The organism is Streptomyces sp. NPDC057682 (assembly GCF_042799575.1).
Taxonomy (GTDB): Bacteria; Actinomycetota; Actinomycetes; order Streptomycetales; family Streptomycetaceae; genus Streptomyces.
In genome coordinates this window covers 384,831-410,152 of record NZ_JBHVIN010000004.1, presented here as the reverse complement: position 1 = coordinate 410,152, position 25,322 = coordinate 384,831, and the positions used below count along the sequence as shown (strand labels likewise).

The window sequence follows — 25,322 nt, the reverse complement described above, 5'->3', positions numbered from 1 at the left end:
TAGGACGTCCTAGTAAATGTCGATGACCCACCGCCCGGTGCTCGGCACGGGGCGGTGGGGGAAGGTCAGGCGTTCGCGGGGGCCGCGGGCGTCGCGTCCGCGAGCAGCGGCTCGACCTCGCGGACGACCTTGCGCTCGACGAAGAACGCGGCCGTCGGGATCGTGCCGGAGAGCAGCACCCAGGCGAGCTTGCCCATCGGCCACTTCGCCTTGGAGCCCAGGTCGAAGGCGAAGATCAGATAGATGATGTACAGCACGCCGTGGATCTGGGAGACGACGAGCGTCAGGCCCTCGCCCTTGTCGAAGCCGTATTTGAAGATCATGCACACGCAGAGGATCAGCAACATGACGGCGGTGACGTAGGCCATCACCCGATAGCGGGTCAGCACACTGCGTTTCATGCCATCGAGCGTAACCGCCCTCCGGGGGCGATCTTGCAGCGCCCCCGGGCGCGGAACGGCCTCTCTCAGTTCTCCTCGAAATCCTGGGCCGCGATGCGCAGCGGGCGCAGCAGGGCGAAGATCTCGGCGCACTCCTCGGCGTCGTACACCCCGAGGCCGAACTCCATCGCGACCAGATCGCGAGTGGCGGACTCGACGACCTCGCGGCCCTTGTCGGTGATGGAGGCGAGCGTGCCGCGGCCGTCGTTCGGGTTGGGGCGCTTGTCGACCAGGCCGGAGCGGACCAGCCGGTCGACGGTGTTGGTGACGGAGGTCGGGTGGACCATCAGCCGCTCGCCGATCTTGGACATCGGCAGTTCGCCGGCCTTGGAGAAGGTCAGCAGCACCAGCGCCTCGTACCGCGCGAACGTCAGTCCGTACGGCTTGACGACCGCGTCCACCTCGGCGAGCAGGATCTGCTGCGCCCGCATGATCGAGGTGATCGCCCCCATGGACGGGACCGGGCCCCAGCGCTGCTGCCAGAGTTCGTCGGCGCGCGCGATGGGATCGAAGGGAAGACTGAGCGGCTTGGGCACGGCCCCGACCTTACCCATGGGGAACTTGCCGGTCCTCACCGTCTCGAACTTCGGTCCGCTCCTCGCTCCCGGGTACGGTCCCGGCGCCGTCGCCCGTGCCGTTCCCGGTGTCGTCCCGCGGCGCCGTACGGCGTATCCCGATCACCAGCGGCAGCACGCACAGGGTGCCCAGCGCCCCGGATCCCGCGACCACCACGTGCACCGGGAAGAACTCGGCGGCGAGGCCCGCCAGGGCCATGCCGACGCCCTGGAGCGTCATCAGTCCGGCGGTGAGCAGGGTCATCGCCCGGCCGCGCAGGGACTCGGGGACGGCGTCGACGAACCACTGGTCGAGGCCGATGTTGTACGCGGCGCCCACCCCGGCGAGCGCGAGGGCCGCCAGGGTCAGCGCCATGCCGGGCCGCAGCGCGTACAGCAGGAGCGGCAGCAGGCCGAGGGCGGCGACCGGGAGCACGATCCGGGAGCGCAGCCGGGGGCTCAGCACCGAGCCCACGTACAGTTCGGCGGCGATGTGGCCGACCGGCATGGCGCACATCAGCAGGCCCAGGGCGGCGGGCCCGAGGCCGGCCTCGTCCGCGTACGGGGCGGCCAGTGCCTCCGGCGCGACGACGAACAGCGCGGGCACCCAGAAGAGCAGCATCAGCGCGCGGACCCGGCGGTCGGCGAAGACCGCGCGGGCCCCGGCCAGTGATTCCCCGAGCAGGGCGCCGCCCTCGCGTCCGGACCGGGCGGGCCGGTGACGGGTGCCGAAGCGCAGCAGGGCGGCCGAGCAGAGGAAGGTCGCGACGGTGATCGTGATCGCCCCGCGCGCGGAGAGCGCGGCCAGCAGCAGGCCGCCGACGCCGAAGCCGGTGAGCAGGGCGCTCTGCGAGACGATGCGCAGCAGCGAGCGGCCGAGGACATAGAGGTCGCCCTCGCCGAGGATGTCGGTGAGCGCGGCCATCCGCGTCCCGGTGAAGACCGGGGAGACGGCGGCGACCAGGCAGCGCAGGGCCAGGAGCGCGCCGACCGGGGTGCCCGGCAGCACCATGAGGGCGACGCAGGACGCGCAGACCAGATCGCAGGTGACGAGCACCCGGCGGGCCGGGTAGCGGTCGGCGACCCCGGCGAAGAGCGTGCCGCCGACGAGGTAGGGCAGGAAGCCGAGCGCGAAGGTCAGGGCGCTCAGCAGCGGCGATCCGGTGAGGTCGTAGACGAGGACGGTCAGCGCGAGTTCGCTGACGACGACCCCGAGCAGGGAGAGCAGATGGGCGGCGAAGACCGCGCGGAACTCGCGTACGGCGAAGACCGCGCGGTAGCCGCGGGGGGCGGACGGGGCGTCCGCGGGAGAGGAGTGGTCGCTCGGCATGGCGGCAGCTTGGAGGAGCGCGCACCCCACTCCGTAGACTTTCGGCTGACGCCGAATCTTCGTGAGGCCGCCCATGCCGTTCCACCTCCATCTCGACGAGAACGACCTGCTGCGCTGCCGGTTCGCACTCTCCCCGCTCTGGGAGACCCAGGCCGCCGTACGGACGCTGCTGCGCCCGCAGCGGCACGGGTACCACCAGCCCTGGCTGCGGCGGATCAAGGACGCGGCCTCGGGGCTCGACCTGCGGCCGCTCTGGTCGCTGATGACGGACGGGGGGCACAATCCGGACTTCCTCTGCCCGCCCCCGACGGGGCCGTACGCCACGTTCGAGGCCGAGATCGCGGCCGTCCGCGCCACGGCTCCGGAGCTGGTCGCCAAGGATCTGGAGCTGACGCTGGCCGATCAGCCGGGCGCCCCGGACTCCCCCGCCGGACGGGCGCTGCTCGCCGATCCGGCGCGGACGCTGCAGGAACTGGCCGATCTGCTCGACCTGGCGTGGCGGACGCTGGTCGAACCGGACTGGCCGAGGCTGCGCGCCCTGCTGGAGGCGGATGTCGCGTACCACTCGCGCCGGCTGGCCGAGGTGGGATTCGCACGTCTTCTCGGGGAGTTGAGCCCGCAGCTCACCTGGACGGACTCCACGCTGACGCTGAAGGGGATGCGGGGCCGGCACTCCCGGGTGCTCGGCGGGCAGGGGCTCGTGCTGATCCCGAGCGTCTTCGCCTGGCCGGACGTGGTCAGCGGCTACGAGCCGCCCTGGCCGCCCGCCGTGATCTATCCCGCGCGCGGGATCGGCGGCCTGTGGACGGACCCGGGCACCACGACCCCCGACACCCTCGCCCGGCTGCTCGGCCGGGCCAGGGCCGATGTGCTGTGCGCGCTGGACGAACCGGCCGGGACCAGCGCGCTCGCGCACCGGCTGGGCCTCGCCCCCTCGTCCGTGTCGGCGCATCTGTCGGTGCTGCGGGCGGCCGGGCTGCTGACCTCGCGGCGCTACGGCCACCAGGTGCTCTACGAACGCACCCCGCTCGGCATCGCGCTGGCCGCCCCGCAATGACGCGAGCCCCCGCCACGGGGGCGGGGGCTCGCGGTGCGGGCGGGGGTCACTGCGCCAGGTAGCGCTCGACCGTCTCGACCTTGGAGGTCAGTCCGTCGGTGACCCCGGGGCGGATATCGGCCTTGAGGACCAGGGAGACGCGTCCGGCACGGGCCTCGACGGCGGCGACGGCGCGCTTGACGACGTCCATCACCTCGTCCCACTCCCCCTCGACCGAGGTGAACATCGCGTCGGTGCGGTTGGGCAGCCCGGACTCGCGGACGACGCGGACCGCGTCGGCGACGTAGGAGCCGACGTCCTCGCCGACCCCCAGCGGGCTGACGGAGAAGGCGACGATCACGCGTTGACCGTGCCTTCCCGGCGGGCGCGGGCGGCGATCACGCCGTCGGCCTCGTAGCGCTTGAGCACCTTGTCGCCGTACAGACCGCCGAAGGGCAGCACGCAGAGCAGGAAGAAGAACGCGACGCGCTTGAGCGGCCACTTGGTCTTGTTCCAGACGTCCAGCAGCAGGACGACGTAGATCACGAAGAGGACGCCGTGCAGCATGCCGAGCGGCATCATCAGGAAGTCGATGTCGGAGACCCGGCTGAGCACCGAGCCGAAGAGGATCAGCGCCGGGAAGGACAGCGCCTCGGGAATCGAGATGAGGCGCAGCCGGTGCAGGGCGGTGGCGGTCTTGATGTCCACGGGGGCACCTTCGGTGGGAGGACGGTGACTGCTTGTGAACGCGAGCACAAGCGGCCCCCATTGTGGCATCGGCGCTCCGGTGCCCCGGCGGCGGGGGGCGGCCCGGGGCGTGGGCGTTCCGTACCGGATACGTCCGGGTTCCATGCGTATCCGGTACCGAATGCGTATCAGGGGCGGTTCACGGGGCCGGATCGTGCCGTTCGCCCTGTTCCGGCGGCGGGCGCTGCCGCTACCTTCGCCGGGTGGCGATGTTCCGACTCCAAGGCAGCAAGACGCTCGCCGTCGATCTGACCGGCGACGCCGTCAAGGCGAAGAACGGCTCGATGGTCGCGTACGACGGCCGGATGACGTTCAAGAAGATGACCGGTGGCGGGGAGGGCCTGCGCGGCATGGTGACCCGCCGGCTGACCGGTGAGCAGATGACCGTGATGGAGGTGTCCGGCCAGGGCACCTGCTACTTCGCGGACCGGGCGAGCGAGATCAACCTCGTGCGGCTGCGGGGCGAGAAGATGTTCGTGGAGGCGAGCAACCTCCTCTGTGTGGACGCCTCGCTGCGCACCGGCACCAGCTTCACCGGGCTGCGCGGCAGCGCGGCGGGCAACGGGCTGTTCACCACCACGCTGGAGGGGACGGGCCAGGCGGCGATCATGTCGGACGGCTCGGCGGTGGTGCTGCGGGTCTCCGCGCAGTACCCGCTCTTCGTCGACCCGGGCGCCTACATCGCCCACCAGGGCGAACTGCGTCAGCACCTCCAGTCCGGGGTGAGCTTCCGGACGCTGATGGGCGAGGGCTCCGGCGAGTCCTTCCAGATCCGGTTCGAGGGCGAGGGCCTGGTGTACGTCCAGCCCAGCGAGCGGAACACGATCGGGGGCGATGTCTGATGCCGTTCCGCGAGATCAACTCGAAGATGGTCGAGGCGACGGTGGTCCCCGGCCAGAAGATGTTCAGCCAGCGCGGCGCGATGCTGGCCTACCGCGGCGAGGTCTCCTTCACCCCGAACATCCAGGGCGGCCAGGGCGGGGTGATGTCGATGATCGGCCGCCGGCTGGCGAACGAGGCGACACCGCTGATGACCGTCGAGGGAAGCGGCACGGTGATGTTCGGCCACGGCGGCCACCACATCCAGGTGATCACCCTGTCCGGGGACACCCTCTACGTGGAGGCCGACCGGCTGCTCGCCTTCGACGGCACGCTCCAGCAGGGCACCATGTTCATGGGCTCGCAGGGCGGGGTGATGGGGATGGTGCGCGGCCAGGTCACCGGACAGGGGCTGTTCACCACGACGCTCAAGGGCCACGGCGCGGTGGCGGTGATGGCGCACGGCGGGGTGATCGAACTGCCGATCGCCCCGGGCCGCCCGGTCCATGTGGACCCCCAGGCGTACGTGGCGCACCACGGCGAGGTGCGCAACAAGCTCTCCTCCGCGCTCGGCTGGCGCGACATGGTGGGGCGGGGTTCCGGCGAGGCGTTCCAGCTGGAGCTGAGCGGCAACGGTGCGGTGTACGTCCAGGCGTCGGAGGAGAAGCTGTGAGTTCGCCCGTGGTCTTCGACCCGATGACGCTGCCGTCGGACGACAACGTCAACGCGTACACCTTCTGTGTGGAGCTCAAGGGGAGCCAGTGGTTCCTGCAGAAGGGCAAGATGATCGCCTACTACGGGCGGATCGAGTTCGACGGCATCGGGCACGGCCGTTTCGAGCGGCTGGTGCGCACGAGCTTCCACTCACCGCTGCACGCGGGCGACTGGGTGGTGGCCGAGGGCAGCGGGAAGATGCTGCTCGCGGACCGGGCCTTCGATGTGAACAGTTACGACCTGGACGACGGGAACCTCACGATCCGGTCCGGCAATCTGCTGGCCTACCAGCCGACGCTGGCGCTGAAGCAGTCGATCGTGCCGGGGTTCCTGACGCTGATCGGCACGGGGAAGTTCGTCGCCGCGTCCAACGGTCCGGTGGTCTTCATGGAGCCGCCGCTGCGGGTGGATCCGCAGGCGCTGGTCGGCTGGGCGGACTGCCCCTCGCCCTGTCACCACTACGACCACGGCTACATGCGGGGGCTGCTGGGCGGGGTCCGGGCGATGACCGGGATCGGGGGCACCTCGGGCGAGGAGCACCAGTTCGAGTTCGTCGGCGCGGGTACGGTGCTCCTCCAGTCCACCGAGCAGCTGATGGCCGAGCAGCCGACGGGGGCGGTGCCCCCGCAGGCGGGCGTTCCGGGCGGGGGTCAACCCGGCTCCACCCCCCGCATGCCCGGTCAGCTGGGGGATCTCCAGCGTCGCTTCGGTTGGTGAGCGGTAGTCTGCGGAGTGTGACGTCGAACGCCTGCGCCCAGAGGCCTCGCACGCAGGGGACATCGCGTACGTGCGGGGCGTCACGCCACCCCACTTCGTCCGGCTTTCAACTTCTTAGGTAGAATCCATATATGGAGACCGAGACGGCCACCCGCTGGCTGAGCGACGCGGAGCAGTGCGCCTGGCGCACCCACCTGGACGTCAGCAGGCTGCTGACGCACCAGCTGGAGAAGGACCTCCAGCCGTTCGGCCTGACCTACAACGACTACGAGATCCTCGTCAATCTCTCGGAGTCGGACGAGCAACGCATGCGCATGAGCGATCTCGCCGGCGCCACGCTCCAGTCCAAGAGCCGGCTCTCGCACCAGATCACCCGCATGGAGAACGCCGGTCTGGTGCGCCGCGAGAACTGCGAGTCCGACCGGCGCGGACTCTACGCGGTCCTCACCGAGGCCGGATCCGAGACGATGCGCAAGGTCGCGCCGCACCACGTGGCGTCGGTGCGCAAGCACTTCATCGACCTGCTGCCCCCCGAGGCGCTGGCCCAGCTGCACGCCGCGCTCACCCCGGTCGCCGAGCATCTGCGCGGCCGGAGCGGCCGGGGCTGACCCCCGGCCCGACCCCGGGGCCCGTCCCGCGGACCGTGCCGGGCACGGGCGCGAGCGCTACGGCGGGTCCGGGCCGGCCGCCCCGCCCCGCGCTCAGCCGGCGCCCGGCAGCCACAGGGTGAACCGGGCGCCGCCCTCCCGCGCGTCCGCCACCGTCAGCCGGCCGCCGTGCCGCTCGGCCACATCGCGGGCGATGGCCAGGCCCAGCCCCGCACCGCCCTCGTCACGGGTGCGGGCGTCGTCCAGCCGTACGAAGCGCGCGAAGACCCGCTCCCGTTCCGTCTCCGGGACCCCGTCACCGTCGTCGGTGACCTCGACCGCCACCCCGCCGCGCTCCGCGCGCACCGCGACGGCCACCGAGCCGCGCGCGTGCCGCTCCGCGTTGTCCAGGAGATTGCCGAGCACCCGGGCCAGCTGCGCCCGTGAACCGGTCACCTCGAAGCCCCCGCCCTCCGGCACGGACACCGCCACCGGGATCCGGTCGCCGGTGCGCTGCGAGACCTCCTCGTGCATCAGGGCGCCGAGATCGGTCCGGGCGGTGCCCGGCCGCTCCCCCGCGTCCAGCCGCGCCAGCAGCAGCAGATCGGCGGCGAGCGCCTGGAGCCGTACGGTGTCGGCGACCGCACCCGGCACGTCCAGCAGCTCCGGATGGGCGGCCCCGACCTCCAGCTGGGTCCGCAACGAGGCGATGGGGCTGCGCAGTTCGTGCGAGGCGTCGGCGACGAAGCGCCGTTGCCGCTCGACCGAGTCCTCCAGCGCGGTGAGGGTCTCGTTGGTCGTCCGGGCCAGGCGCGCGACCTCGTCGCGCGAGGCGGGCTCCGGCACCCGTCTGCTCAGGTCCCGCGAGGCGGTGATCGCGGCCAGCTCGCTCCGGATGCCCTCCACCGGGCGCAGCGCCCGCCGGGTCACCAGCCAGGTCACCCCGGCGACGACCAGCAGCACGACGGGCAGCCCCACCAGCATCGCGCCGCGCACACTGGCGACGGCGCGCTGCTCGGCGGCGAGCGGGGCGCCCGCGTGGACCGTCAGCGTCAGTCCGGCGCCGTTCGTGGCCTCGACGGTGGCGAACCGGTAGTCCGCCCGCTCGCCGTCGACCGTGGCGGTGCCGTTGACGAAGTCCGGGTCGTCGGTGGAGACCTCGCCCCGGCCCGGATCGGCGCTCGCGGTGGGGCCGTCGTCGTCGCCGTCCCGGTCGCCGTGCCGGTCGTCGTCGCCGTCGTTGTCGTCGTCGTTGCCGGAGTCGTCGCGGTCGGCGCGGGCGGAGTCGTCGCCCTTACCGGTACCGGAGTCGTCGCGGTTGACGTCGCCGTCGCCGTTGCCCTCCGTGGCGGAGGGGGAAGGGGAGGCCGCCGGGACGGGGGTGACGCGGTCGGTGCCGGTGCCCGAGACCGCCTCCAGGTTCTTGGAGACGGCGACCACCCGGCCGTCCTCGTCGGTCACCTGGACCGGACGGTCCTCCTCGTCGCGGACGTCCAGCCGGTCGTACGGCACGTCCAGGGCGAGCTGTCCGGCGACCTCGCGGGCCGTCACCTCGGCCTGGAGCCCCGCCTGGTCGGTGAGGTTGGCGCGCAGCACGAGGAGGACGGCGAGTCCGGCGGCGGCGAGCGCGCACGCGACCACCACCGTGGCCCCGAGGGCGGCCCTGGCGCGTACGGACCTCATGGCGCCTCCAGTACGTAACCGGCGCCGCGCACCGTGCGGATGGTGCCCGCGCCGAGTTTGCGGCGCAGGGCGCTGACGTACACCTCGACGATGTTGGGGTCGCCGTCGTAGGCGAAGTCCCAGACGTGCTCCAGGATCTCCGCCTTGCCGACCACCTGCCCGGCCCGCAGCACCAGGTGTTCCAGGACGGCGAACTCCTTGGCGGTGAGGGCGATCTCGTCCCCGTCGAGCAGCACCCGGCGGGCGGCGGTGTCCACCCGCAGGGCGCCGGCCACCACCACCGGGGAGGCGGAACCGGCCCGGCGCCGCAGCAGCGCCCGGATCCGGGCGACCAGCACCACATAGCTGAAGGGTTTGGTCAGATAGTCGTCGGCGCCGGTGTCCAGCCCCTCCGCCTCGTCGTACTCGCCGTCCTTCGCGGTCAGCATCAGGATGGGCACCTCGTGGCCGGCGGCGCGCAGGGCGGCGCAGACCCGGTAGCCGTTCATCCCCGGCAGCATGATGTCGAGGACCACCAGGTCGTAGCCGCCCCCGCCGGCCCGGCGCAGCCCCTCGGGCCCGTCGTGCACGACATCGACGGCGAACCCCTCGGCGGTGAGCCCCCGGGCCAGGGAGTTCGCCAGCCGCTTCTCGTCCTCCACGATCAACAGGCGCATGTGCCACAGGGTCCCAAACCGAAGCTGAAGAACGCTTCAGGCGGCTTCAGGCTGCCTTCAGCATCGCCCCGGCAGGCTGAGGTCACCGCACACCGCACCCATCGAACGGGGAGGAACCCTCATGAAGCGCAAGCTCGTCGTCGCCGCGGTCACCGCGGCCGTACTCGCCGGCGGCACCGCCGCCACCGCCGTCGCCTTCGCGGACGACGGCGCCCGCGACCACGGCTCCCGCGCCGGCGCGCCCGCCGCCACCCGCGTCACCGCGGCCGAGGCCGCCACCGCCGCGCTGAAGGCGGTGCCGGGCACCGTGACGGAGGTGGAGCTGGAGGACGAGCACGGCGGGCCCGTCTGGGACGTCGACGTCTACGGCACCGACAAGGCGTGGCACCACGTGACGGTGGACACGAGCACGGGCAGGGCCGCGGAGCACCGCTCCGGCGACGACCGCGGGAAGGACTCGGACGACCGCAAGGACGGCAGGGCCCACGACGCCGACGACGACCGGGGCACCCACCACGACGGCCGGGACGACACGGACGACGACGACTGAGCCGGGGCGCGGCCGGCCGGGCGGCCGGGCGGCCGGGCGGCCGGGCCTGACCGTACCCGGGCCCGCAGGGCCCGGGTCGCACCGCGCACGGGTCGCCGGGTCGCACCGCGCACCGGACCATCGAGCCCGGGGCGCACCGCACACGGGCCGCCGGGCCCGGGACATACCGCGCACCGCACCACCGGGCCCCAGGACACACCACCGGACCCAGGACGCACCGCGCACCGACCGCCGGGGCCGCACGCCCCGGCGGTTTTCGGTGGCCGGCGCGGCCCGCACGCCGTGCCGGCCACCGGGGCCGGTCAGACCTCGCCGGTGAGGCCCGCCACCAGTTCGTCCGCCGCCGCGTACGGGTCGAGGCGGCCGGTCACGATGCGCTCGGCGAGAGCGTCGAGGCGGCGGTCGCCGTGCAGGTCGCCGATGCGTTCGCGGAGCCGGGTGACCGCGATCGTCTCGACCTCGCGGGCGGCACGGGCGGTGCGCCGTTCCGCGAGGACGCCGTGCTCCTCCATCCACGCCCGGTGCTTCTCCAGGGCCTCGACGACCTCGTCGACGCCCTCGCCGCGCGCCGCGACCGTCTTCACGATCGGCGGGCGCCAGTCGCCGGGCCCCCGGGACTCCCCGAGGCCCAGCATGTGGTTGAGCTCGCGGGCGGTGGCGTCCGCGCCGTCCCGGTCGGCCTTGTTCACCACGTACACGTCGCCGATCTCCAGGATCCCGGCCTTGGCCGCCTGGATGCCGTCGCCCATGCCGGGGGCGAGGAGCACCACGGAGGTGTCGGCCTGGGAGGCGATCTCCACCTCCGACTGGCCGACGCCGACGGTCTCCACCAGGATCACGTCGAAGCCGGCGGCGTCCAGCACCCGCACGGCCTGCGGGGCCGCCCAGGCGAGCCCGCCCAGATGGCCGCGGGTGGCCATGGAGCGGATGTAGACGCCCGGGTCGGAGGCGTGGTCCGACATCCGGACCCGGTCCCCGAGCAGCGCGCCGCCGGAGAACGGCGACGAGGGGTCGACGGCGAGCACGGCGACCCGCTTGCCCTGCCGCCGGTAGGCGGAGACGAGCGCCGAGGTCGAGGTCGACTTGCCGACGCCCGGTGATCCGGTCAGGCCGACGACGTACGCCCCGCCGGCCAGCGGCGCCAGGGCCGCCATCACCTCGCGCAGATGCGGTGACGCCCCCTCCACCAGGGAGATCAGCCGGGCCACCGCCCGCGGCCCGCCCGCACGGGCCTGCTCCACCAGCGTGGGGACGTCCACCATCACCGCTCCGTTTCCTCGCCGCTCTCCGTGTCCCGCGTGTGCTACTTGCCCGGCACGCGGATGATCAGCGCGTCGCCCTGGCCCCCGCCGCCGCACAGCGCCGCCGCGCCGGTGCCGCCGCCGCGCCGCTTGAGCTCCAGCGCCAGGTGCAGGACGACCCGGGCGCCGGACATCCCGATCGGGTGGCCGAGCGCGATCGCGCCGCCGTTGACGTTCACCTTGTCCGGGGTGACGCCGAGGTCCTTCATGGACTGGACGGCGACCGCGGCGAAGGCCTCGTTGATCTCGATGAGGTCCAGGTCCTCGACGCCGATGCCCTCCTTCTTCAGGGCGTGGCGGATGGCGTTGGAGGGCTGCGACTGGAGCGAGTTGTCCGGACCGGCCACATTGCCGTGGGCGCCGATCTCGGCGATCCAGTCCAGGCCCAGCTCCTGGGCCTTGGCCTTGCTCATGACGACGACGGCGGCGGCGCCGTCGGAGATCTGCGAGGAGGTGCCCGCGGTGATCGTGCCGTCCTTGGCGAAGGCCGGGCGCAGCTTGCCGAGCGATTCGACGGTCGTCTCGGCGCGGATGCCCTCGTCCTGGGAGAAGAGGACCGGGTCGCCCTTGCGCTGCGGGATCTCGACCGGGGTGATCTCGGCCTCGAAGAGACCGTTCTTCTGCGCGGCGGCGGCCCGCTGGTGCGAGAGGGCGCCGATCTCGTCCTGGGCGGCGCGGTCCAGGCCGAGGCGGGTGTTGTGCTTCTCGGTGGACTCGCCCATCGGGATGTTCTCGTAGGCGTCGGTCAGACCGTCGTACGCCATCGAGTCGAGCATCTCGATCGCGCCGTACTTGTGGCCCTCGCGGGACTTGGGGAGCAGGTGCGGGGCGTTCGTCATGGACTCCTGGCCGCCGGCCACGACGACGTCGAACTCACCGGCGCGGATCAGCTGGTCGGCCAGGGCGATGGCGTCGAGTCCGGAGAGGCAGACCTTGTTGACGGTGAGCGCCGGGACGTTCATGGGGATGCCGGCCTTGACGGCCGCCTGGCGGGCCGGGATCTGGCCCGCACCGGCCTGGAGCACCTGGCCCATGATCACGTACTCGACCTGGTCGCCGCCGATGCCGGCCCGGTCCAGCGCGGCCTTGATGGCGATGCCGCCGAGGTCCGCGCCGGAGAAACTCTTGAGGGAGCCCAGAAGGCGGCCCATGGGCGTACGGGCGCCCGCGACGATCACGGACGTGGTACCGGTCGTTCCTGACATGCGGCACAGCCCCTTGGTTTGGTGGTGAACGAGGGTTTACTCGAATGTACTGAGCGGTACCCGACGCGTCATCCGGCTACGAGTGTGATCGCGCGCACGTTGCGTAACCATCGGGCGGGCGCTGCACTGGATCCATGCTGACGCGAATCGACCACATCGGGATCGCCTGTTTCGACCTCGACGCCACCGTCGAGTTCTACCGCTCGACCTACGGGTTCGAGGTCTTCCATTCCGAGATCAACGAGGAGCAGGGCGTCCGGGAGGCCATGCTCAAGATCAACGATACGTCCGACGGCGGCGCCTCGTACCTCCAGCTCCTGGAGCCGACCCGCGACGACTCCGCCGTGGGCAAATGGCTGGCCAAGAACGGGGAGGGCGTGCACCACATCGCCTTCGGCACCGCGGACGTGGACGCCGACGCCGCGGACATCCGGGAAAAGGGCGTCAGGGTGTTGTACGACGAGCCCAGGACGGGTTCGATGGGATCGCGGATCACGTTCCTGCACCCCAAGGACTGCCACGGGGTGCTCACCGAACTGGTCACGTCCCGGAAGGAGCACTGACCCGGGGCACACCCGGCCCGGTAGAGTGGGCCGTTCCGGGCCGGGGCCGGGTCGGGGCCGCGCCGCGTCCCCAGCCGTTGATCTGTCACCATTCCCCGGGGGGCCGTTCGCCGGCGAACGGTTCCCGTGCGGAGTGTGCGACCAGGGTTGGGGTCTCCCCTGCTCGAACGAAGTTGAGAGCTCGGGGAAGGATGGGACCGCGCAGTGCGGGGCTACGAACGCCAGGAGAGCCACCGGGCTGAAGACGACCATCTCTCGCGGTTCGAGGCCGAGATGGACCGGCTGAAGACCGACCGGGAGAAGGCCGTCCAGCACGCCGAGGACCTCGGTTACCAGGTCGAGGTCTTGCGCGCCAAGCTGCACGAGGCGCGGCGCAGTCTGGCGTCCCGTCCCGCGTACGACGGCGCGGACATCGGCTACCAGGCGGAGCAGATGCTCCGCAACGCCCAGATCCAGGCCGACCAGCTGCGCAACGACGCCGAGCGCGAGCTGCGCGAGGCGCGTGCCCAGACGCAGCGGATCCTCCAGGAGCACGCCGAGCACCAGGCGCGGCTCCAGGCCGAACTGCACAACGAGGCCGTGCAGCGGCGCCAGCAGCTCGACCAGGAGCTGGCCGAGCGCCGCCGGACCGTCGAGTCGCACGTCAACGAGAACGTGGCCTGGGCCGAGCAGTTGCGCGCCCGCACCGAGTCGCAGGCCCGCCGGCTCCTGGAGGAGTCCCGCGCCGAGGCCGAACAGGCGCTGGCCACCGCAAGGGCCGAGGCCGCGCGGGTGGCCGAGGAGACGCGTCAGCGGGTCGGCACCGAGGCGGAGGCGGCCCGGACCGAGGCCGAGGCGATCCTGCTCCGCGCCCGCAAGGACGCCGAGCGGATGCTCGGCGCCGCGTCGACCCAGGCCCAGGAGGCCACCACCCACGCCGAGCAGCTGCGCTCCTCGACGACGGCCGAGACCGAGCAGACGCGGCAGCGGACCGCGGAGCTGAACCGGGCCGCCGAGCAGCGGGTGCAGGAGGCCGAGACGCAGTTGCGCGAGGCGCGCGTCGAGGCCGAGAAGGTGCTGAACGAGGCGAAGGAGGCCGCGGTCAAGCGGCTGGCCGGCGCCGAGTCGCAGAACGAGCAGCGCACCCGTACGGCCAAGTCGGAGATCGCCCGGCTGGTCGGCGAGGCCACCAAGGAGGCCGAGACCCTCAGGTCGGAGGCCGAGCAGGCGCTCGCCGACGCCCGCGCCGAGTCGGAGCGGATCCGCTCCGAGGCTGCGGACTCCGCGCGCACCGCGGCGGCCGAGGACGCGGCGGCCCAGCTCGCCAAGGCGGCCCGCGCCGCCGAGGAGGTGCTGTCCAAGGCCTCCGAGGACGCCCGGTCCACCACCCGGACGGCGGCCGAGGAGGCCGAGCGGATCCGCCGCGAGGCGGAGGCCGAGGCGGACCGGCTGCGCGGCGAGGCCGCCGAGCAGGCCGACCAGCTCAAGGGCGCGGCCAAGGACGACACCAAGGAGTACCGGGCCAAGACGGTCGAGCTCCAGGAGGAGGCCCGCCGGCTGCGCGGCGAGGCCGAGCAGCTGCGTTCCGAGGCGGTCGCCGAGGGCGAGCGGATCCGCGGCGAGGCCCGGCGCGAGGCACTCCAGCAGATCGAGGAGGGCGCGAAGACCGCCGAGGAGCTGCTGGCCAAGGCCAAGGCCGACGCCGAGGAGGTCCGCTCCACCGCGAACACCGACAGCGAGCGGCTCCGGGGCGAGGCCGCCGAGCGCGCGGCGGCGCTGAAGAAGCAGGCGGACGAGGTCCTGGAGCGGGCCCGCGCCGAGGCGGACCAGCTGCGCGGCGAGGCCGAGGAGCTGGCGGGGTCGGTGACGGCCGCGGCCGAGGAGGCCGCGGAGCGGCTGCGCGAGGAGACCGAGCGGACCGTCGCGGCCCGGCAGGCGGAGGCCGCCGAGGAGCTGACCCGGCTGCACAGCGAGGCCGAGACCCGGGTCGCCGCGGCCGAGCAGGCGCTGGGCGAGGCCCGTGACGACGCGGAGCGGATCCGGCGGGAGACCGCCGAGGAGGCCGAGCGGCTGCGCACCGAGGCCGCCGAGCGGCTGCGCACCCTCCAGGAGCAGGCGGAGGCCGAGGCCCAGCGGCTGCGCGACGAGGCCGCCGCCGATGCCTCGCGGTCGCGTGCGGAGGGCGAGGCCGTCGCCGTACGGCTGCGGACCGAGGCCGCCACCGAGGCGGAGCGGCTGAAGACGGAGGCGCAGGAGAGCGCCGACCGGGTGCGGTCGGAGGCGGCCGCCGCCGCCGAGCGGGTGGGCACGGAGGCCGCCGAGGCCCTGGCCGCCGCCCAGGAAGAGGCGAACCGGCGCCGCCGGGAGGCCGAGGAGACGCTGGACGCGGCCCGTACCGAGGCCGGCCAGGAGCGCGAGCGGGCCCGGGAGCAGAGCGAGGAGCTGCTGGCCTCCGCCCGCAAGCGGGTCGAGGAGGCCCAGGCCGAGGCGCAGCGCCTGGTCGAGGAGGCGGACGCGCGGGCCACCGAGATGGTCTCCGCCGCAGAGCAGACCGCCCAGCAGGTGCGCGATTCCGTGAGCGGGCTCCAGGAGCAGGCCGAGGCGGAGATCGCCGGGCTGCGGTCGGCCGCCGAGCACGTCGCGGAGCGGACGAAGGCGGAGGCGCAGGAGGAGGCGGACCGGGTCCGCTCGGACGCGTACGAGGAGCGGGAGCGGGCCGGCGAGGACGCGGCCCGGATCCGGCGGGTGGCGCAGGAGGAGACCGAGGCCGCGAAGGCGATGGCCGAGCGGACCGTCTCCGACGCGATCACGGAGTCGGAGCGGGTGCGCGCCGACACCGCCGAGTACAGCCAGCGGATGCGGACTGAGGCGTCCGACGCGCTGGCCTCGGCCGAGCAGGACGCCGCGCGGTCCCGGGCGGAGGCCCGGGAGGACGCCAACCGGATGCGGACCGAGGCCGCGGCCCAGGCCGATCTGCTGGTCTCCGAGGCGACCGCGGAGTCCGAGCGGCTCCGTACCGAGGCGGCCCAGCAGGCGGCCCGGCTCGGCGACGAGGCGGCCGGCGAGGCCGAGCGGGTGCGGGCGGAGGCGGCGGCGACCGTCGGGTCCGCGCAGGAGCACGCGGCCCGGACCCGCGAGGAGGCGGAGCGGCTGCGCTCCGACGCCGAGACCGCGGCCGAGCAGATGCGGGCCGAGGCCCGCGCGGAGGCGGACCGGCTGCTGGACGAGGCGCGCGAGGCGGCCGCGAAGCGGCGGGCGGACGCCGCCGAGCAGGCGGACCAGCTGATCAGCAAGGCGCAGGAGGAGGCGCTGCGCGCCGCCACGGAGGCCGAGGAGCAGGCCGACACGATGGTCGGCGCGGCCCGCAAGGAGGCCGTGCGGATCACCTCGGAGGCGACGGTCGAGGGCAACTCCCTGGTGGAGCGGGCCCGTGCGGACGCGGACGAGCTGCTGGTCGGGGCGCGGCGGGACGCCACCCAGATCCGGGAGCGGGCCGAGGAGCTGCGGACCCGGGCGGACGCCGAGGTCCAGGAGCTGCACGACCGGGCCCGGCGGGAGACGGCCGAGCAGGTCAAGTCGGTCGGCGAGCGGGTGGACAACCTGATGAAGGCGGCCACCGAGCAGCGCGAGGAGGCCGCGGCGAAGGCCAAGGAGCTGCTCGCGGACGCCAACTCCGAGGCCAGCAAGGTCCGGATCGCCGCCGTGAAGCGGGCCGAGTCGCTGCTGAAGGAGGCCGAGCAGAAGAAGGCCACCCTGGTGCGCGAGGCCGAGAAGCTGCGGGCCGACGCCGAGGCGGAGGCCAAGCGGACGGTGGACGAGGGCCGGCGCGAGCTGGATGTGCTGGTGCGCCGGCGCGAGGACATCAACACCGAGATCTCCCGTGTCCAGGACGTCCTGGAGGCGTTGGAGTCTTTCGAGACACCCGGGGCCGGCGGTAAGGGCGCCGGTGCCGGTCCGCCGGGCGGCGTCAAGACGGCGGCCGCGGCGGGCACTCGTTCGAGTGGCAAGCCGTCGGAAGGGTAGTCTCCCGACGGTCTTACGTGGTGCGGCAAGGACGTTCAGCCCTCCGAGTGGCAAGGGTTACGGGGGCCAGCCACTCAAAAGGGGTGTCATTCTCCAGATCAAAAGGGCATCTGCTCGATGACACGCCGTCCTGGCCCCTAGGATTCCCTCTATCACCTCACCGGTCTCACTTCGACAGGAACCCCATGAGTGACCCTTCCTCCCCCTTCGGCTTCGAACTCGTGCGGCGTGGTTACGACCGCGGTCAGGTGGATGACCGCATTACCAAGCTCGTAGCCGACCGTGATAGTGCTCTCTCCCGCATCACGTCTCTGGAAAAGCGCATCGAGGAGCTTCACCTCGAAACGCAGAACGCCCAGGCCCAGGTGAACGACGCGGAGCCGTCGTACGCGGGTCTCGGGGCGCGTGTGGAGAAGATCCTCCGGCTGGCCGAGGAGGAGGCCAAGGACCTGCGCGAGGAGGCCCGTCGCGCCGCCGAGCAGCACCGTGAGCTGGCCGAGTCGGCCGCCCAGCAGGTGCGCAACGACGCCGAGACCTTCGCGTCCGAGCGCAAGGCGAAGGCCGAGGACGACGGTGTCCGCATCGTCGAGAAGGCCCAGGGTGAGGCCTCCGCGCTGCGTGCGGACGCGCAGAAGGACGCGGCGCAGAAGCGCGAGGAGGCGGACGCCCTCTTCGAGGAGACCCGTGCCAAGGCCGCCCAGGCCGCCGCGGACTTCGAGACCAACCTGGCCAAGCGCCGCGACCAGTCGGAGCGCGACCTCGCGTCCCGTCAGGCCAAGGCGGAGAAGCGGCTGGCCGAGATCGAGCACCGCGCCGAGCAGCTGCGGCTGGAGGCCGAGAAGCTGCGGACCGACGCCGAGCGCCGGGCCCGTCAGACGGTGGAGACCGCCCAGCGCCAGGCCGAGGACATCGTCGCCGACGCCAACGCGAAGGCCGACCGGATCCGCAGCGAATCGGAGCGCGAGCTGGCGGCGCTCACCAACCGCCGCGACTCGATCAACGCGCAGCTGACCAACGTCCGCGAGATGCTGGCGACGCTGACCGGTGCGGCCGTGGCCGCGGCCGGCACCCCGGCCGACGAGGAGCCCGTCTCCCGCGGCGTTCCGGCCCAGCAGACCCGCTGACGCCCGGAGCGTATCGGTCCGTTTCGTCCGCGCGCCCGGTTCCGCCTTTGTGGTGGCGCCGGGCGCGCGGCCGTTCTAGCGTGAACGCATGATCGAGCTCGATGGGCTTACCAAGCGCTTCGGCAACAAGGTTGCCGTCGACCACTTGACGTGCCGGATCAGACCGGGGATGGTGACGGGCTTTCTGGGGCCCAACGGGGCGGGCAAATCCACCACGATGCGGATGATGCTCGATCTCGACAACCCGACCAGCGGATCGGTCCGCATCGACGGCAAGCACTACAACGAGCTGTCGGAACCCCTCAAGTACATCGGCGCGCTGCTCGACGCAAAGTCGATGCACGGCGGCCGCAGCGCGTACAACAATCTGCTCTGCCTCGCCCAGAGCAACCGGATCCCGGAGAGCCGGGTGGCCGAAGTCCTCGACACGGTCGGTCTGACGGCGGTGGCGAAACGCAAATCGAAGGGCTTCTCCCTCGGTATGGGCCAGCGTCTGGGGATCGCCTCGGCATTGCTGGGTGATCCCCAGATCCTGATGTTCGACGAACCCGTCAATGGTCTGGACCCCGAGGGAATTCACTGGATCCGCAATCTGATGAAGGCGCTCGCCGCGGAAGGACGGACGATCTTCGTCTCCTCCCATCTGATGAGCGAAATGGCGCTGACCGCCGATCATCTGATCGTGATCGGCCAGGGCCGACTGCTCGCCGACACCTCGATGGCCGATTTCATCCATCAGAACTCCCGTAGTTATGTGCGCCTGCGCTCGCCCCAGCAGGAGCGGTTGCGCGATGTCCTGCACGCGGAGGGCATCGTCGCGGTGGAGGCGGGGAACGGCACGCTGGAGATCGACGGCGGCACCACGGAGTCCCTGGGTGAGCTGGCCGCCCGCCACCAGATCGTGCTGCACGAGCTGAGCGCCCAGCGGGCCTCGCTGGAGGAGGCGTTCATGCAGATGACGGCGGACTCGGTGGAGTACCACGCGCATTCCGAGCGGGGGGCCGCGCCGCCGCCCGTCGGACCGCACTGGGGCGACACCTGGAACCAGCCACCGGGCGAGACCCCGGGGCAGTCCGGACCCGGCACCGGAACGGGGGTGTGACGGCGATGGCTTCGGTTCCCGCGGTCCTGACCTCCGAATGGACCAAGATCCGTACGGTCTCCTCGACGACCTGGACGCTGATCTGCGCCTTCGGCGTCACCGTCGCGATGAGCGCGGCGCTGTGCGCGGTGATGAACTCCCAGTTCGACAGCCTCTCCGACGCGGAGAAGGCGACGTTCGACCCCACGTTCGTCAGTTTCTCGGGGATGATCCTCGGCCAGCTGGCGATGGTGGTGTTCGGCGTCCTGGTCGTCGGTACGGAGTACAGCTCCGGCATGATCCGCACCTCGCTGGCGGCCGTGCCGCAGCGGGCGACCTTCCTCTTCAGCAAGATCCTGGTGGCCGGCGTGCTGGCCCTGGTGGTCGGGCTGGTGACCAGCTTCGTCTCGTTCTTCCTGGGCCAGGCGCTGCTGGGCGACCACAGGACGACGCTCGGCGCGGACAACGTCCTGCGGGCGGTCTTCGGCGCCGGGCTCTACATGGGGCTGATCGCGGTGTTCTCCATGGGGGTCGCGGCGATGCTGCGCAGTTCGATGCTGTCGCTCGGCATCCTGATGCCGTTCTTCTTCCTGGTCTCGCAGATCCTGTCGGCGGTGCCGGGTGCCAAGGAGGTCGCGCGCTACTTCCCCGACCAGGCAGGGTCCAAGATCATGCAGGTGGTCCCGGACGCCATGAACAGCGATCCGGCGCCGTACGGGCCGTGGGGCGGTCTGCTGATCATGGTCGCCTGGGTGGTGGCCGCGGTGCTCGGCGGCTATCTGGTGCTGAAGAAGCGCGACGCCTGAGAGCCGGTACGACGGGGCCGGGGACCGGTGCGGACCGGTTCCCGGCCCCCGCCGCGCCGGACGACCGACTTGGCCGGAACCGTAAAGGCCTGGATATCCTCCTCACTCATACGGGGGGCGTACGGCCGGACGGCCTGTGCCCCGACGACAGATAAGTCGATGGGGCTGGAGCATGATCGAGGCAGTCGGCCTGACCAAGCGCTACGGCGCGAAGACGGCCGTGTACAACCTTTCCTTCCAGGTGCGGCCGGGCGCCGTCACCGGATTCCTCGGTCCCAACGGGTCGGGCAAGTCGACGACGATGCGGATGATCCTCGGCCTCGACCGGCCCACGGCGGGCCGGGTGACCATCGGCGGCCACGAGTTCCGCAATCTGCCGAACGCGCCGCGCCAGGTGGGCGCGCTGCTCGACGCCAAGGCCGTGCACGGCGGGCGCAGCGCCCGCAACCATCTCCTCTCGCTGGCCCAGCTGGCCGGCATCCCGGCCGCCCGGGTCGACGAGGTGCTCGGGGTCGTCGGCCTCCAGCAGGTCGCCCGGAAGCGGTCCAAGGGCTTCTCGCTGGGCATGGGGCAGCGTCTGGGCATCGCGGCGGCACTGCTGGGCGACCCGCAGGTGCTGCTCTTCGACGAGCCGGTCAACGGTCTGGACCCGGAGGGCATCCTCTGGGTCAGGAACCTGATGAAGATGCTGGCGTCCGAGGGGCGCACGGTCTTCGTCTCCAGCCATTTGATGAGCGAGATGGCCCTCACCGCCGACCATCTGATCGTGATCGGCCGGGGCCAGCTCATGGCCGATATGAGCATCAAGGACTTCATCTCGGCCAACTCGGCCGACTTCGCCCGGGTCCGGGTCCCGGACGAGGGCTCCGAGCAGCGGGAGAAGCTCACCACCACCCTCACGGAGGCGGGCGGCCAGGTCATGCCGGAGCCGGACGGGGCGCTGCGCGTCACCGGTCTGCGGCTGCCCCGGATCAGCGATCTGGCCCACGAGGCGGACGTCCGGCTGTGGGAGCTCTCGCCGCACCAGGCCTCGCTGGAGGAGGCGTACATGCGGATGACGCAGGGCGCCGTGGACTACCGCTCGACGGCGGACCAGGTGGCCCACCTCCAGGCACCGCCGCCGGGCGCCTACGGGCAGCACCCGGGGTACGCCCCGCCGCAGCCGAGCGTGCCGGACGTGCCGCAGCAGGGCTGGTACGCCCCACCGCCGCCCGGCCAGAACCCGTACGCGGGCGCTCCCGCCGCACAGCCCCCGGCCCAGGCACCCGCCCAGGCCCCGGCACCCGTACAGGCCCCGGCGGCCCAGGCACCCGCTCCCGCCGCGGCACAGCCCGCGCCGGCCGCGCCGGTCCCGGCCGCTCCCCCTGCCGCCGCCCCCGCAGACCTGACCAAGCGCGACTCCAGCGAGGACCCCCGATGACCACGCCGTCCACGCCGCCGACGCCGCAGGCGGCCTACCAGCAGCAGGCGCCCCAGCAGCCCGTCGCCCCGCAGCCGTACGCCCAGGGGCCGCAGACCGGGTTCTACGCCTCGCCGATCCCGGTGCGCCCGGCCACCCTCGCCGACGCGATCGCCTCCGAGTGGACCAAGATCCGCTCGGTGCGGTCCACGATGTGGACGCTCGGCGTGATGATCGCGCTGCTGCTCCTCATCGGGGTGCTCTCGGCCGTCGCGGTCAGCGCCTCCGACTCGGACATGGGCGGCACCCCGGTGCTCAGCCTGGGATTCTTCGGGGTGCTGCTGGGCTCCATCTGCGTGATCACGCTGGGCGTGATGACCATCGCCTCGGAGTACGGCACGGGCATGATCCGTACGACGCTGACGGCGTGCCCGAGCCGGGGCCGGGTGCTCGCGGCGAAGGCCGTCGTCTTCTTCCTGCTCACCTTCGTGCTGACCACGGTGATGACAACGATCGTCGCACTGCTCCAGACCTCGATCCTGGACGCGGCGGCGCCCAGCGGCAAGGAGTGGCTGAGCAGCACGGTCGGCGTCGGCCTCTACATCGCGACGCTGGGACTGCTCTCGCTGGCCGTCGGGGCGCTGATCCGGCACTCGGCCGGCGCGATCACGATCATGATCGGCGTGGTGCTGCTGCCGCTGGTGCTGGCGATCTTCATGTTCGCCGACTCGCTGCGCTCGCTCCGGAAGTGGCTGCTGGAGTACTCGATCCCCAACCAGCTCAGCATCTTCTACGACAACGCCGTCAGCACGTCCGGCCCGTCCGGCTGGGACCCGCTGTGGATCATGCTCGGGGTGACCGCCGTGGCGCTCGGCGGTGCCTTCCTCGCGATGAACAACCGCGACGTCTGACCGGAGCGGCCGCCCGGCCGGTCAGTACCGAGGGGCGTTCCTGGACCGCTGCACCCGTGTGGTGCGGCGGTCCTTCGCGTTCCAGCAGGCCTTGTGCCAGTGCCGGCGGTCGTCGACGCCGCCGTACTCGGACCAGGCCACCAGATGCGGGACCCCGGAGGGGATCTCCTGGTCGCACCCGGGGCAGCGGTAGCGCTTGCCCATCGCGCTCGCTCCGCTGACCGGGCGGACCGACCACTGCTCGCCCTGCCACTCCTCCGCGCGTCCGCCGCCCCCGTACCGGTCCCCCACGTCGCCGGAGCTGTCGCTGGGACTCTCGCCGCCTCGGGGGCGGTTGCGGCGCGGGGACACGGAAAACACCTCACAGTTCGCGCTGGGCAGGTCCCGTCAAGCGTAGGGCCATCCGGTGGGGACGGGCGTCCCGCACCGCCCGGCGGGCGGCTCCGGGCGGGACCGGTTACCGGAAAATCGCAACAACTTCCCCGCGGACCGTGCCTTTGGCACGTGTCAGGCGTTGGTGCCAGTAGGGGAGAGCCGCGTCGGCCGCAAGGAGGTAATTGGCGATGCGTGTGGGAACGTTCGTACTGGCCGCCCAGTTTCCCGGGCAGGGACCGGGGGAAGCGCTGCACCGCGCGATCCGGTCCGCCGAGGTCGCGGAGGAGTCCGGTCTCGACTCGGTCTGGCTGGCCGAGCACCACTTCGTGCCGTACGGGGTCTGCCCGTCCGCGGTGACGCTGGCGGCGCAACTGCTGGGCCGCACCCGCAGGATCCGGGTGGGCACGGCGGTGAGCGTGCTGCCGAACCACCATCCGGTCGCGCTCGGCGAGCAGGCCGCGCTGCTCCACCTCACCAGCGGCGGCCGTTTCACCCTGGGCGTGGGCCGGGGCGGCCCCTGGGTCGATCTGGAGGTGTTCGGCGGCGGTCTGGCGGCGTACGAGAAGGAGTTCCCGGAGTCGCTGGGGCTGCTGCTCGACTGGCTGCGCGGGACACGGGTGGCCGGCCGCGGCGAGCGGTACGGCTTCCGCGAGGTCGCGGTCGTCCCCCGGGCCGATGAGCTGCTGGACCCGGAGAGCGGGGAGAGCGCGGGCGGACCCGAGGTGGTCGTCGCGTGCACCTCGCCCGGGAGCGTCGGCCTCGCCGCCGAGCAGGGGCTGCCGATGCTCCTCGGGATGCACTGCGGCGACGAGGAGAAGACGGAGATGGTCGCGCTGTGGCGGTCCCGCGCGCTCGCGGCGGGGCACTCCCCGGAGAGGGTGCGGGCGGCGGGGCATGTGTCGGCGGGGGTGGCGCAGATCGCCGACCGCGCCGAGGACGCCACCGAGACCCTGGTGAAGGCGATGCCGGGCTGGCTGCGGCAGGGGCTCGGCGCCCATGTCACCGTCGACCACCGGCACCGGGTGATGCGCGATCCGGTCGACTACACGGAGCTGCTCTGCCGTCTTCATCCGGTGGGGCCGCCCCGGCTCGCGGCGGACCGGCTGGCCGCAACGGCGGAGCGCACGGGCATCACCCGTTTCGCGCTCCTGGTGGAGGGTTCGGGGGATCTGGCGGCCACGGAGGAGAACGTAGCGCGGCTGGGCACCGAAGTGCTGCCGCTCCTCGCATGAACCACCCGCACCGGGTGCTCCCCCTTGACGACGGGAGCCGCCGCCCCGGGCCAGTCGCACCTCCCGCGACCCGGAGCGGCGGCCAGGGCGTGTTCTGAAAGTAGCGCCGTCCGCCCGAGCAGGCGGGACTTTCAGAACACGCCCGAGGCCGTCAGCAGTCCCGCAGTTCGGGCGACTGGTTGAGCAACTGACCCCTCACCGAGGTGAATTTGGCCAGTCGGTCGTCGACCGAGGCGTCCATCGGGAACACCGCGACGCGGTGGCAGTTCTGGAATGCCAGACGCACCCCGAAGTGCCGCTGCAGCGCACCGCGAATGGCATCACTCGCGAGGGCGCGCAGCAGCTGACCACGTGCCTGCTCATTGGGGGGCGGCGTCTGGTTGTCGGCGAACTCCCCGCCGTCGACCTTCAGCTGAGCCACCAATGAGCTGATCATCTCCCACGCGTAGGGCAGGGAGGTCCGGACGCAGTCGACGAAGTCGGCTTCGTCGACCTCGCCTCGCTCGGCCTGTTCCAACAGAGCCGGTGAGACGTCGAGCGACATGGGTTCTCCTCTCGCGACCCCGACCGTGCGCCGAGGTCTTACGGGCAGGGACGGAGGGCGACGACGACGCAGCGTGCACGCGCGGCGACCTCCTGCATCCACGGTAAGGGCGCAGTCCGGGCCGCACCAGGAGATTGGGAACACAACCGGCCAATAACGAAGGGGTTCAAAGGCGGGCAAGCCAGAAAGCGTCACGCGCGAACAGGCGGGGCGGGTCAGATGGGTGAATCGCGCCGGGCACCCGTCGTCGAGTAGCGTTGCCGACCATGCGTCTCGTCATCGCCCGCTGCTCCGTGGACTACGCGGGCCGGCTCACGGCCCACCTGCCCTCCGCTCCCCGTCTGATCCTGGTGAAGGCGGACGGGAGCGTGTCGATCCACGCCGACGACCGGGCCTACAAACCGCTCAACTGGATGTCCCCGCCCTGCACCCTGAAGGAGGGGACGGGCGACGCCGAGGGCACCTGGACCGTCGTGAACAAGGCGGGCGAAAAATTGATCATCACGATGGAGGAGATCCTCCACGACTCGTCGCACGAGCTGGGTGTGGACCCCGGGCTGATCAAGGACGGCGTGGAGGCACACCTCCAGGAACTGCTGGCGGACCGGATCGAGACGCTCGGCGAGGGCTACACCCTCATCCGCCGCGAGTACTTCACCGCCATCGGCCCCGTCGACATCCTCTGCCGGGACGCCGACGGGCAGACCGTGGCCGTCGAGCTCAAGCGGCGCGGCGACATCGACGGTGTGGAGCAGCTGACCCGCTATCTGGAGCTGCTGAACCGCGATCCCCATCTGGCCCCCGTGAAGGGCATCTTCGCCGCCCAGGAGATCAAGCCGCAGGCCCGGGTGCTGGCGACGGACCGGGGCATCGGCTGTGTGGTCCTCGACTACGACGCGCTGCGCGGCATCGAGGACGACAAGCTCCGGCTGTTCTGACGGGCCGT

Annotated in this window: 26 protein-coding genes; 15 read left to right on the top strand and 11 right to left on the bottom strand. The window is 72.2% G+C overall.

Going from position 1 to position 25,322, the window contains the following annotated elements; genetic code table 11:
• Window positions 1-65: 65 nt before the first annotated feature.
• The 3 genes from ACFVDM_RS09425 to ACFVDM_RS09415 form a co-directional block, all read right to left on the bottom strand.
• Window positions 66-401 (bottom strand): DUF3817 domain-containing protein, encoded by a 336-nt coding sequence (locus ACFVDM_RS09425; RefSeq protein ID WP_383635165.1) that lies wholly within the window; start codon window positions 399-401, stop codon window positions 66-68.
• Between the two features lie 65 nt (window positions 402-466).
• Window positions 467-976, bottom strand: coding sequence for a MarR family winged helix-turn-helix transcriptional regulator (locus ACFVDM_RS09420; protein ID WP_383635162.1), 510 nt, complete (start codon window positions 974-976; stop codon window positions 467-469).
• A gap of 10 nt (window positions 977-986) precedes the next feature.
• Window positions 987-2,324 (bottom strand): MFS transporter, encoded by a 1,338-nt coding sequence (locus tag ACFVDM_RS09415; protein WP_383635159.1) that lies wholly within the window; start codon window positions 2,322-2,324, stop codon window positions 987-989.
• Window positions 2,325-2,397: 73 nt separating this feature from the next.
• Here ACFVDM_RS09415 and ACFVDM_RS09410 point away from each other — a divergent pair, with 73 nt between their 5' ends.
• Window positions 2,398-3,381, top strand: a complete 984-nt coding sequence (locus tag ACFVDM_RS09410) for a DUF5937 family protein (protein WP_383635156.1) — start codon at window positions 2,398-2,400, stop codon at window positions 3,379-3,381.
• A 46-nt stretch (window positions 3,382-3,427) separates the two neighbouring features.
• Here the strand turns inward: ACFVDM_RS09410 and ACFVDM_RS09405 are convergent, their stop codons facing one another.
• Both ACFVDM_RS09405 and ACFVDM_RS09400 read right to left on the bottom strand, forming a co-directional pair.
• On the bottom strand, window positions 3,428-3,721 hold the full coding sequence (locus ACFVDM_RS09405; protein ID WP_383635153.1) for an MTH1187 family thiamine-binding protein: 294 nt from the start codon (window positions 3,719-3,721) through the stop codon (window positions 3,428-3,430).
• A complete protein-coding gene (locus tag ACFVDM_RS09400) occupies window positions 3,718-4,068 on the bottom strand; it encodes a DUF3817 domain-containing protein (protein WP_383635150.1) in 351 nt (116 codons plus the stop codon). The genes ACFVDM_RS09405 and ACFVDM_RS09400 overlap by 4 nt, the downstream gene beginning before the upstream one ends.
• A 248-nt stretch (window positions 4,069-4,316) precedes the next feature.
• Between ACFVDM_RS09400 and ACFVDM_RS09395 the strand changes: the two genes are divergently transcribed.
• The 4 genes from ACFVDM_RS09395 (at window position 4,317) to ACFVDM_RS09380 (ending at window position 6,965) form a co-directional block, all read left to right on the top strand.
• A complete protein-coding gene (locus tag ACFVDM_RS09395) occupies window positions 4,317-4,949 on the top strand; it encodes an AIM24 family protein (RefSeq protein ID WP_383635462.1) in 633 nt (210 codons plus the stop codon).
• Window positions 4,949-5,599 (top strand): AIM24 family protein, encoded by a 651-nt coding sequence (locus ACFVDM_RS09390; protein ID WP_383635147.1) that lies wholly within the window; start codon window positions 4,949-4,951, stop codon window positions 5,597-5,599. The genes ACFVDM_RS09395 and ACFVDM_RS09390 overlap by 1 nt, the downstream gene beginning before the upstream one ends.
• Window positions 5,596-6,357 carry an AIM24 family protein gene (locus ACFVDM_RS09385; protein WP_383635144.1) on the top strand — a complete coding sequence of 254 codons (762 nt, stop codon included), beginning with the start codon at window positions 5,596-5,598 and terminating at the stop codon, window positions 6,355-6,357. Before ACFVDM_RS09390 ends, ACFVDM_RS09385 begins: the two co-directional genes overlap by 4 nt.
• A 131-nt stretch (window positions 6,358-6,488) precedes the next feature.
• Window positions 6,489-6,965: a MarR family winged helix-turn-helix transcriptional regulator gene (locus ACFVDM_RS09380; RefSeq protein WP_383635141.1), complete on the top strand. Its 477-nt coding sequence runs from the start codon at window positions 6,489-6,491 to the stop codon at window positions 6,963-6,965.
• A 93-nt stretch (window positions 6,966-7,058) separates the two neighbouring features.
• On the opposite strand, the gene ACFVDM_RS09375 is transcribed toward ACFVDM_RS09380, so the two are convergent.
• Both ACFVDM_RS09375 and ACFVDM_RS09370 read right to left on the bottom strand, forming a co-directional pair.
• Window positions 7,059-8,627, bottom strand: coding sequence for a sensor histidine kinase (locus ACFVDM_RS09375; protein ID WP_383635138.1), 1,569 nt, complete (start codon window positions 8,625-8,627; stop codon window positions 7,059-7,061).
• Window positions 8,624-9,283 (bottom strand): response regulator transcription factor, encoded by a 660-nt coding sequence (locus ACFVDM_RS09370; protein WP_383635135.1) that lies wholly within the window; start codon window positions 9,281-9,283, stop codon window positions 8,624-8,626. Before ACFVDM_RS09370 ends, ACFVDM_RS09375 begins: the two co-directional genes overlap by 4 nt.
• A gap of 121 nt (window positions 9,284-9,404) precedes the next feature.
• Here ACFVDM_RS09370 and ACFVDM_RS09365 point away from each other — a divergent pair, with 121 nt between their 5' ends.
• On the top strand, window positions 9,405-9,833 hold the full coding sequence (locus ACFVDM_RS09365; RefSeq protein ID WP_383635132.1) for a PepSY domain-containing protein: 429 nt from the start codon (window positions 9,405-9,407) through the stop codon (window positions 9,831-9,833).
• A 302-nt stretch (window positions 9,834-10,135) separates the two neighbouring features.
• Here ACFVDM_RS09365 and meaB read toward each other — a convergent pair whose 3' ends face one another.
• Together meaB and ACFVDM_RS09355 are read right to left on the bottom strand one after the other, a co-directional pair.
• Window positions 10,136-11,095 carry a methylmalonyl Co-A mutase-associated GTPase MeaB gene (gene meaB, locus ACFVDM_RS09360; protein ID WP_383635129.1) on the bottom strand — a complete coding sequence of 320 codons (960 nt, stop codon included), beginning with the start codon at window positions 11,093-11,095 and terminating at the stop codon, window positions 10,136-10,138.
• 41 nt (window positions 11,096-11,136) lie between these two features.
• Entirely contained in the window at window positions 11,137-12,339 is a 1,203-nt protein-coding gene (locus ACFVDM_RS09355) for an acetyl-CoA C-acetyltransferase (protein ID WP_383635126.1), read from the bottom strand.
• A 134-nt stretch (window positions 12,340-12,473) separates the two neighbouring features.
• On the opposite strand from ACFVDM_RS09355, the gene mce reads away from it, so the two are divergent.
• The 7 genes from mce to ACFVDM_RS09320 all read left to right on the top strand — a co-directional run bounded on the left by mce (window position 12,474) and on the right by ACFVDM_RS09320 (window position 22,225).
• Window positions 12,474-12,902, top strand: a complete 429-nt coding sequence (mce, locus tag ACFVDM_RS09350) for a methylmalonyl-CoA epimerase (RefSeq protein WP_383635122.1) — start codon at window positions 12,474-12,476, stop codon at window positions 12,900-12,902.
• 204 nt (window positions 12,903-13,106) lie between these two features.
• Entirely contained in the window at window positions 13,107-16,904 is a 3,798-nt protein-coding gene (gene scy, locus ACFVDM_RS09345; RefSeq protein WP_383635119.1) for a polarized growth protein Scy, read from the top strand.
• Between the two features lie 185 nt (window positions 16,905-17,089).
• Window positions 17,090-18,028, top strand: a complete 939-nt coding sequence (locus ACFVDM_RS09340; RefSeq protein ID WP_383635116.1) for a cellulose-binding protein — start codon at window positions 17,090-17,092, stop codon at window positions 18,026-18,028.
• Between the two features lie 88 nt (window positions 18,029-18,116).
• The gene (locus tag ACFVDM_RS09335; protein WP_383635113.1) at window positions 18,117-19,130 is read left to right on the top strand and encodes an ABC transporter ATP-binding protein; all 1,014 of its coding nucleotides are present in this window, start codon (window positions 18,117-18,119) and stop codon (window positions 19,128-19,130) included.
• 5 nt (window positions 19,131-19,135) lie between these two features.
• On the top strand, window positions 19,136-19,915 hold the full coding sequence (locus tag ACFVDM_RS09330; RefSeq protein WP_383635111.1) for an ABC transporter permease subunit: 780 nt from the start codon (window positions 19,136-19,138) through the stop codon (window positions 19,913-19,915).
• Window positions 19,916-20,087: 172 nt separating this feature from the next.
• Window positions 20,088-21,335, top strand: a complete 1,248-nt coding sequence (locus tag ACFVDM_RS09325) for an ATP-binding cassette domain-containing protein (protein ID WP_383635108.1) — start codon at window positions 20,088-20,090, stop codon at window positions 21,333-21,335.
• Window positions 21,332-22,225, top strand: coding sequence for an ABC transporter permease subunit (locus tag ACFVDM_RS09320; protein ID WP_383635105.1), 894 nt, complete (start codon window positions 21,332-21,334; stop codon window positions 22,223-22,225). The genes ACFVDM_RS09325 and ACFVDM_RS09320 overlap by 4 nt, the downstream gene beginning before the upstream one ends.
• A 21-nt stretch (window positions 22,226-22,246) precedes the next feature.
• On the opposite strand, the gene ACFVDM_RS09315 is transcribed toward ACFVDM_RS09320, so the two are convergent.
• The gene (locus ACFVDM_RS09315) at window positions 22,247-22,576 is read right to left on the bottom strand and encodes an ATP/GTP-binding protein (RefSeq protein WP_383635101.1); all 330 of its coding nucleotides are present in this window, start codon (window positions 22,574-22,576) and stop codon (window positions 22,247-22,249) included.
• Window positions 22,577-22,788: 212 nt separating this feature from the next.
• Between ACFVDM_RS09315 and ACFVDM_RS09310 the strand changes: the two genes are divergently transcribed.
• Window positions 22,789-23,832: an LLM class flavin-dependent oxidoreductase gene (locus ACFVDM_RS09310; RefSeq protein WP_383635098.1), complete on the top strand. Its 1,044-nt coding sequence runs from the start codon at window positions 22,789-22,791 to the stop codon at window positions 23,830-23,832.
• Between the two features lie 151 nt (window positions 23,833-23,983).
• Here the strand turns inward: ACFVDM_RS09310 and ACFVDM_RS09305 are convergent, their stop codons facing one another.
• Window positions 23,984-24,376 carry an SCO5389 family protein gene (locus tag ACFVDM_RS09305; protein ID WP_383635095.1) on the bottom strand — a complete coding sequence of 131 codons (393 nt, stop codon included), beginning with the start codon at window positions 24,374-24,376 and terminating at the stop codon, window positions 23,984-23,986.
• Window positions 24,377-24,642: 266 nt separating this feature from the next.
• On the opposite strand from ACFVDM_RS09305, the gene nucS reads away from it, so the two are divergent.
• The gene (gene nucS, locus ACFVDM_RS09300; protein WP_383635092.1) at window positions 24,643-25,314 is read left to right on the top strand and encodes an endonuclease NucS; all 672 of its coding nucleotides are present in this window, start codon (window positions 24,643-24,645) and stop codon (window positions 25,312-25,314) included.
• Window positions 25,315-25,322: the final 8 nt, after the last annotated feature.